The following is an 8527-nucleotide window of genomic DNA, read 5'->3' on the forward strand; positions in this document are numbered from 1 at the left end:
TCAAAACTGAGAATCAGGAGATTCATTTGTGATTGTCAATGCTACACCAAATGGTTGGGAAGTCATTTATCATCGTGCCCATGCTTTATTAGCAGCTCAACTTGCTGGACAGTGGCGACGTAAAGATGCACCCGCAAGGTTATACGAAACCATTGCTGCAATTTCCCATCACGATGATCTAGAAAAAGAGTGGGAAGAGGACATTCTTACTGAAGCAGGTGCGCCAAAGGACTTCACTCTCGCCACAAAGAAGGATGCAGAGATTGGTGTTAAGAAATTGGCTAATCTGGCAAAGAATGCCCGCTACCGAGGACGGTGGGTGGCTCTACTCATTTCCATGCACATCAGCCGTTTAAATGAGCCAAGTCGTGGTCAGCTTTCAGAACTAGATAAACTTTTAGATGAGCAACTTCAAAATCAGCAACGTTGGCGCAAGGAACTGGGCATCGAAAAGGAACAAGTTGATGCAGCCTATGCATTTATGCAATGGTGCGATCGCCTTTCTCTCATTTTATGTCAGCAAGAACTACCAGACGATGAGCGGTTTTTAGAAATTAGTAAGGGCCCTGAAGGTCAGCGCTATGACATCATGCAGCGCAGTGATAATTTGGTTGTTGTCAAACCTTGGCCCTTCCAAGAGGATAAATTCACGGTCAATGTCGAAGCCTGCGACCTGTCCCAGGTGAAATTTGAAAGTAGTGCCGAACTAACTCAAGCACTACAAGAAGCTCCTATCAAGATACTAGAGTGGACATTCGTTAAGAGTTAGATATTTGTCACTGCCATAGTCAGTAATAAAAGCCCCCATATGGGGGCTTTTGGTATTGGAAAAGCTTCTACAGCATTCACTGGAGAAATTTGCTCACCCATACTTGTCAAGTGACTGAAAATGATTATCATTTATATATGAGTGTACCAATCATAACTGTCGTTGCTGGCCCGGCTGGATGTGGCAAAACTACTTGGATTTGCCAACAGATGTCCAATACCACTTCTAGTAAAAACGTAATTTATTTTAGTCCTGGCACTGGGAATGTTCCTATTGATCAGACACGCGTGGCTGCGGAATTCCCAGAGTTAAAAGTCTTTGGGGATGGGCAAGAAGTTGAGTTTATCAACCAGCTAGTAGCTACGGAACTTGCCTATATTGAACTAGGGTTTTACTTAGAATTAGGCGCAATTGAGCAAATATTAGACAACTTATCTTACAAAGCGATCGCCATCCTACCATCGCACCTCAAAGATTCTGAATATCATACTTGGGCAGAAAAAATTATCACAGGCGCAGATGTAGATAGCAGTATTGCCCAAACTCAACTATGGCGTGCACCAACCAGTGGTCAAGTTATTGACGAAGACAGTTTAAACGAGTTTTGGTACGAAATTACCCACGGTGCTTACGGCCATGTTTCCCGTGCTAAGGGAATTTTTGATGTTGCTGATGGACGTTCACTATACACAGATTTTGTGGCGGGTATCTCGGCAACTGATTTTTTAGAATTAGACCTACCACGCCATTTAGAAGGTAGACCACAGCGCTTCAGTGGGATGGAAGTATTGGGACAAAACTTGGATGAGTCTGCAATTAGACAAACCTTGCAAGATTGCTATTTGTCAGAAACTGCGCTGGGGCAATACCAAGAACAGGTAAAACAAATTTTAATTGAGGAGAGTATACAGTGAAAATCGCGGTCATGTCATGTATTCATGGCAACTATGAAGCCTTGGATGCGGTATTGTTAGATAGCGATCGCCAAAAAGCTGAGAAAATCTTTTGTCTTGGCGATTTGGTTGGATATGGGCCCTATCCAAATGCTGTAGTTGAACAAATTCGTTCCCTTGATATTCCTACTTGCGCGGGGTGTTGGGATGAAGATATTGTCGAAGGATTGAATGCTTGTGATTGTAGTTATCCCTCGTTATTGGCTGAAAAACGTGGCAAAATCGCCCACGAGTGGACAAATAATGAAATTCATTCAGAACACCGCGAATTCTTAAGCCAATTACCCCATAGTTTACGTGAGGGAAATTTGGCATTTGTTCATGGTAGTCCCCACAGCAATCACGAATATTTACTACCAGAACTTGATGCTTATGCCGCTCTAGAGCGAGTACTTTCCACAGAAGCAGATGTGCTGTTTTGCGGGCATACTCATGTACCTTATGTGCGTAACTTGGATGCAGGCAGTTTACAGGTTCGTGTCAAAGGTGAGGCAGCAGAAGAACAGTCACTCAATTTCACTACCTCCCTCAAGCGAATTATTAATGTAGGTTCCGTGGGAGAACCTCGACACGGCCGACCAAATGCGACATATGTGATTTATGACACAGAAAGTCAAGAAGTGAATTTGCGGGAAGTATCTTACGACTATCAAAAAACCTGTGCAGCAATTATCGAAAAGGGTTTACCGCCAGTTTTTGCTTGGCGTTTGGCGCAAGGATTGGAATTTGCAGAAAGGGCTGATGACCCGACTCATGTTTGTACGAGGTAAAGAAGAGCGAGGGAGACAAGGGGACGAGGGGACAAGGAGAATAATCCATGCCCAATGACCAATCTTTAAACTAAAATCTAAAATCTAAAAACCAAAATTGATATGAGTAAATGGGCGATTTTAAGTGGTATTGAAGGGAATCTGGCAGCTTATGAAGCTGTAATGACAGATATTAAGCGTCAGGGTAATGCTGTAGAGGCTTTGTATATTTTGGGCGATTTGGTCGGGCCCAGACTAGAAACAGAGAAGTTAGTAAAACGGGTGCGTAACCCGCAACCTGGAGAGTTAGAACCTTTGATTTGTAAAGGTTGGTGGGAAGAACAGTGTTTTATCCTACATGGTCTTGGCCCAACTGGAGAAGCGACTGATTTGATGGCAAAATATGGGGGAGAAACAGTTAAGTTGCTGTGGGAGTCGGTTTCTCGCCAAACGATACAATGGTTGAGAACACTAGACTTTGGTTTTTTTGAACTGGATTGTTTGTTAATTCACGCCACAACAGTAGCGGTTGACGAGGAACTAACACCAGAAACTCACCCTATTATCATGTGCGATCGCCTATCGCGGATGCAAGCAAATAACTTGTTTTGCGGTCGTTCTGGCTTGGCTTTTCAATATCAATTGCAAGCAGGTTCTATCACTACAAGCACAACTACTCTTGATAGTCAAGCATTTCCCATAACCATAAATATTTCCCCGCGTCAAGTTATTGGAGTTGGTAATGTGGGACGAATACCTAGTAAAGCAAAATATACCCTTTATACACCAAGTACAAATCATCTGGAATTTAGGACTGTGCGCTACGGTGTCAGCAAGGGATTTCAGGTAAAGTCACCTAAAGTAGTTTCCTACTAGGCAAAGAAGAAATATCTTAGGACAATTTGAATAAAAAAGAGCCAGAGAACTAACTCTCTGGCTCAAAGCTGGAGACAAAATAATCATCAAATAAAGGCTAACTTGGGTAATAACCTAAATTCTTCCCAGGTTATGCAGCCCTAAGACAACACCCACTCCTAAGATATGACCAAAGGCGGTAGTTGCTAAAAGGGCTGGTAAACCAAAACCACCAAATAAATTGGCTGAGGGTAGTCCTGGTTCTGCGTTAGGATATTTGATGGTAGATTTACCAAAGGCAATGGCAACGATATTAACGATAATCATAATCAGTGCAACTGTGGGACTCCATTGCAGAGGTGTGGTTGCAGCAGCGAGTAAGGTTGAAGTAAACACCTGATTTGCTCCTGAAATTTATTAATGATTGAAAATATAATCTGAAACTTTCCGAGGCAAATTCCAGAAAGTACCCGATTTTGCATCAATATTTAACAGTTATTCTCACTACTTAATATAATGTGAGTTCAACGAGATGAATTCAGCGATTTACGCCAAAATCGTCAAAAAGCTTAATTTTTAAAACTACCTTCTCAACGAGATGCTCTGCGTGTCGCTGCTTTTTCGCTTCGCCCAACTCACGTTAATGCATGTATCTATGGGACCATATCTGCACAAACAAGACGAAAAACATAATATTTATCTATCAAAAGCATTAGATATGCTGAATTAATATAGCAATCTGAATTGAAACAAGAGAAAGTACGGAAGCTAAAAGCATTTATATATAAGCTTTTTAGCGGTTTTGTCTCTCAATAATGATTTAGAGTTGACATATAAAAAATAATAATTATCATCTATCAAAAGTATGAAATATAAAGATATAAATTTTCTATATCTAAAGAAATTAAATATTTGTATTTAATCTAATAGTATACTTCTGGCAGAGGATGTAAAAAAATATTAGGCATAGTAAATTAAAATCAATATTAATCAAAGTTCCTAAACAATTTAGGCAAGTGTGCTATACACGAACTTGGTAAAGCCTAAAACTTTGTTAAAATCAGCAACACACAAACTATGAACTCTACCACCGAAAAACGTATCGCCTTGATTTCCGTCCACGGAGACCCGGCGATTGAAATAGGGAAAGAAGAAGCTGGGGGACAAAATGTTTATGTGCGTAATGTGGGTGAAGCACTAGCGCAGCTGGGATGGCAAGTTGATATGTTTACTCGCAAAGTGAGTCTGGAGCAAGACTCGATTGTTGAACATAGCGAGAATTGTCGAACTATTCGTTTAAAAGCTGGTCCCCTTGAGTTTGTGCCACGAGATGATATTTTTGAATATCTGCCTGAATTTGTAGATAATTTCCTCAAATTTCAATTAAAAAATGACTTTACATACCAATTAGTTCACACTAACTATTGGCTCTCGAGTTGGGTGGGAATGGAGTTAAAGAAAATCCAAGAGAGTAAACAGGTTCACACCTACCACTCATTAGGAGCAGTCAAGTACAACACTATAGAAGATATTCCTCTGATTGCTAGTGTGCGATTAGCAGTGGAAAAAGAGGTGTTGGAAATAGCAGAGCGAATTGTAGCAACAAGTCCGCAAGAACAGCAACATATGCGATCGCTAGTTTCCACTAAAGGCAATATTGACATCATTCCCTGTGGTACAGATATTCAGCGGTTTGGTTCGATTGCACGAGAAGCAGCCAGGGCTGAATTGGGAATTGACAAAGAAGCCAAAGTTGTATTATATGTAGGACGTTTTGACCCACGCAAAGGGATAGAAACCTTAGTGCGGGCAGTAAACCAGTCTGGGCTACGAGACTCTAAAAATCTCCAGCTAATTATTGGTGGTGGTAGTACTCCAGGTAACAGCGACGGAATTGAGCGCGATCGCATTGAGGGCATTATCAACGAATTGGGAATGAGCGACTTTACCACCCTTGCTGGTCGTCTGAGTCAAGATATTTTGCCAACTTATTATGCAGCTGCTGATGTTTGCGTTGTTCCCAGCCACTACGAACCCTTTGGACTCGTAGCGATCGAAGCGATGGCAAGTGGTACACCAGTGGTAGCAAGTGATGTCGGCGGACTTCAGTTTACTGTAGTTAATGAAGAAACTGGTTTATTGGCACCACCGCAAGATGTAGATGCCTTTGCCTCTGCCATTGACCGAATTCTCTTAAATTCAGAGTGGCGAGACGAATTAGGTAAAGCTGGTAGAAAGCGCGTCGAAAATAAGTTTAGCTGGGATGGGGTAGCACATCAACTGAGTGAACTTTACACCGAACTGTTGCAGCCACAACCAGTAGCATCAACAGCAAAAGAACTAGTGGAGTCAACAGCCGAATTAGTGCAGTCAACAGCAAAAGAACTAGTGGAGTCAACAGTCGAATTAGTTCAGTCAACAGCAAAACAGGCAGTTTTGGTTGCTAAATAATTCTCTTGCGTAACAGATAATGGTGAATGGGTAACTTGGAAGTAAGCAATAATTTTATTTTCCTAGTCTTCACTCACCATTACTCAATCATTTATTCTAAATATTTCTCTAGGCTGAGTGATTTCCATTATTAGTTTAATTAGTGGAAATTACTTAGCTAGTTTATTTTATAGGCTTGCTTACAAAACTTGACACTAAAAAATGTATAAAAAGGTAAGTTAACATCTAAATGCTAAGAGTCTGTCCGAATAATAGATTTTTGCGTTAGGGAACTCCAAAAATAAATTATCCAATTTCTGGACTTCACTACGACTTTCCCTCCCCCTGCTCCCTGCCCCCGTGCCTCTATAGCGATCGTATATTTTTTTGTTTGGAAGTACATTAGCTATCACCAAACCAAGTAACCGCTATGATAGTTGAGGTCTGCTATGCTTTGACTAAACGAAGATAAAAGCATAGCGATCGCTACCATTTGAATGTTAACAACTAATCGCTTTGCAACCAGTTGACTTTACCACTCTCACAGCTGCTTGTAGCGAAATCCGCGCTAACTGGCTACCATCACGCTTAGAACAGGTTTACCAGCGCGATCGCTACACTATTGCCATAGCATTACGCACCCTGAAACAGCGAGATTGGCTACAAATTTCTTGGCATCCCCAAGCTGCACATATTTGTATCGGCGATCCACCACCGCGATCGCCAGATACCTTTACCTTTAGCCAACAACTGATACACCAATTGAGTGGTTTAGCACTGGTAGCTATTGAAGCGATCGCCCCTTGGGAGCGGGTTATTGATTTGCAATTTGCCCGTCGTCCTGGAGAAACCGCCCTATATCATGTCTATGCAGAAATCATGGGCAAGTATAGCAACGTCATTCTCACCGATGCCAACAATATAATTATCACTGCTGCTCATCAAGTCAGTCAGCAACAATCTAGTGTCCGTCCCATCCAAACCGGACAACCTTATGAAACACCGCCAAAACTGACTGGGACTGTCCCCAGTTTGAGCGAATCTCAAGAACGTTGGCAAGAACGGGTAAGTTTAGTGCCAGGAGCAATCAAGCGGCAATTGCTGAAAAGTTATAGTGGCTTGAGTGCAGCACTGCTGGAGTTAATGCTGTTAGAAGCAAATATCGCACCAGAAACATCCACAGATACTCTCAACCCCGACGACTGGCGACGGTTGTTTGAGCGCTGGCAAGAATGGCTACAAGCTTTGGATTCCAGTAAATTTCATCCCGCTTGGACAAAAGTTGGCTACACCGTAATGGGTTGGGGTGCAGTTGAAAAGGTCAAAGATATCCAGGAGTTACTCAACCGCTACTACAGTAACCAAATTGACCAACAGTTATTTTCCCAATTACGCCATCAGTTGAGTCAGAAATTGAATAATATTCTGGCGAAATTACGCAATAAAGCTCAAACCTTTAAGACGCGCTTGCAGCAATCAGATCAAGCCGATGAGTATCGGCAAAAAGCTGATTTATTGATGGCTCATTTGCAAAACTGGGAACCGGGGATGAAAGAAATGATCCTTGCTGATTTTGATACAAATTTGCCAGTAGCGATCGCTCTCCAACCAGATAAAAATGCCGTCCAAAATGCCCAAAGTCTTTACAAACAGAACCAAAAACTCAAACGCGCTCGTGCTGCTGTGGAACCGCTACTGTTAGAAGTACAGACAGAAATTGAGTATTTAGAACAAGTAGAAGCTGCGATCGCTCAAATAGACATCTACCAGACAGCAGAAGATTTGCGGGCTTTAGAAGAAATCCGCGAAGAGTTGATTGGACAAAAGTATCTAGAAGATCCAGAATACCGTAGCCGCAGTGCAAACGAACCCCCCAGCACCAACTTTCATCGTTATGTTACCCCCAACGGCTTTGAAGTATTAATCGGTCGCAACAATCGCCAGAATGACCAATTAACGTTTCGTGTAGCTGGGGATTATGACCTATGGTTTCACGCTCAAGAAATTCCAGGGAGTCATGTATTACTACGTCTAGAACCGGGTACTGTAGCAGAAGAAGCTGATTTGCAATTTGTAGCTAATCTTGCCGCATACTACAGTCGCGCTCGTCAGAGTGAGCAAGTGCCAGTAGTTTATACCCAGCTAAAACACGTCTACAAACCCAAAGGAGCAAAACCAGGAATTGCCATCTACAAGCAGGAGAGCATCCTCTGGGGAAAACCACAAATAGTCATTAGTCATTAGGTATTAGGTATTGGTTTTATTCCACCTTGCTCCCCCTGCTCCCTTATCCTCCTCACCTCACCTCACCCATCTATACCCCGTGATTGGCTGAATTATCCTAATAGATAGAAGCTTTTAAGCTTTGCTCGTATCTTTTTTTGATGAAATTTCACGAAAAATCTGTGTTGACTGTTACAATATTGTTAAGAAAAGTTGCCCGTTGCATTTTGGGAACGCGCAATTGGGTTTTAACTCTCTTGAGAAGACAACGCAAAAAAACATTTTATAGACCAGCTGTGGGAGGCTGGTCTTTTTGTATTTAAAGTGCTCATAAATTGGTTATCCGATAACTCACTACAAACACCTTGAGCATCTATGGTTAGTAACTTCACTGACTTTTCATTCTTATCTGGATAACCTCATTTCCATTCCTCTCTCATGGTCTTGAGGGGCTGGGGGTTAGGCTTGGCGTCATCGGTGAGAGGTTAGAATGATTGCACTTTTGTCAAGAGGGTGCAGGAAAAGGCGATAAATCCAGCTTGGGGACT

General features: G+C 42.1%; 6 protein-coding genes and 1 pseudogene. 6 read left to right on the forward strand and 1 reads right to left on the reverse strand.

Going from position 1 to position 8527, the window contains the following annotated elements:
* Positions 1-28: 28 nt before the first annotated feature.
* From ACEYW6_RS29335 to ACEYW6_RS29350, 4 genes are all read left to right on the forward strand, one after another.
* A complete protein-coding gene (locus ACEYW6_RS29335; protein ID WP_412982529.1) occupies positions 29-769 on the forward strand; it encodes a DUF3891 family protein in 741 nt (246 codons plus the stop codon).
* Positions 770-906: 137 nt separating this feature from the next.
* Entirely contained in the window at positions 907-1683 is a 777-nt protein-coding gene (locus ACEYW6_RS29340) for a GTP-binding protein (protein WP_412982530.1), read from the forward strand.
* The gene (locus ACEYW6_RS29345; RefSeq protein ID WP_412982531.1) at positions 1680-2492 is read left to right on the forward strand and encodes a metallophosphoesterase family protein; all 813 of its coding nucleotides are present in this window, start codon (positions 1680-1682) and stop codon (positions 2490-2492) included. Before ACEYW6_RS29340 ends, ACEYW6_RS29345 begins: the two co-directional genes overlap by 4 nt.
* A 102-nt stretch (positions 2493-2594) precedes the next feature.
* The gene (locus tag ACEYW6_RS29350) at positions 2595-3347 is read left to right on the forward strand and encodes a metallophosphatase (protein ID WP_412982532.1); all 753 of its coding nucleotides are present in this window, start codon (positions 2595-2597) and stop codon (positions 3345-3347) included.
* A 114-nt stretch (positions 3348-3461) separates the two neighbouring features.
* On the opposite strand, the gene psaK is transcribed toward ACEYW6_RS29350, so the two are convergent.
* On the reverse strand, positions 3462-3722 hold the full coding sequence (gene psaK / locus ACEYW6_RS29355; RefSeq protein WP_412982533.1) for a photosystem I reaction center subunit PsaK: 261 nt from the start codon (positions 3720-3722) through the stop codon (positions 3462-3464).
* 681 nt (positions 3723-4403) lie between these two features.
* On the opposite strand from psaK, the pseudogene ACEYW6_RS29360 reads away from it, so the two are divergent.
* A pseudogene (locus ACEYW6_RS29360) lies at positions 4404-5639 on the forward strand (glycosyltransferase family 4 protein); the annotation flags it as partial.
* 633 nt (positions 5640-6272) lie between these two features.
* Positions 6273-8000, forward strand: coding sequence for an NFACT family protein (locus ACEYW6_RS29365; protein ID WP_412982534.1), 1728 nt, complete (start codon positions 6273-6275; stop codon positions 7998-8000).
* Positions 8001-8527: the final 527 nt, after the last annotated feature.

Source organism: Nostoc sp. UIC 10607, assembly GCF_047228265.1.
In the GTDB taxonomy this organism is placed as follows: domain Bacteria; phylum Cyanobacteriota; class Cyanobacteriia; order Cyanobacteriales; family Nostocaceae; genus Nostoc; species Nostoc foliaceum_A.

Coding starts and splice junctions, on each gene's coding strand:
- ACEYW6_RS29340 (WP_412982530.1), top strand. CDS start 907: ATGAGTGTACCAATCATAACTGTCGTTGCTGGCCCGGCTGGATGTGGC.
- ACEYW6_RS29350 (WP_412982532.1), top strand. CDS start 2,595: ATGAGTAAATGGGCGATTTTAAGTGGTATTGAAGGGAATCTGGCAGCT.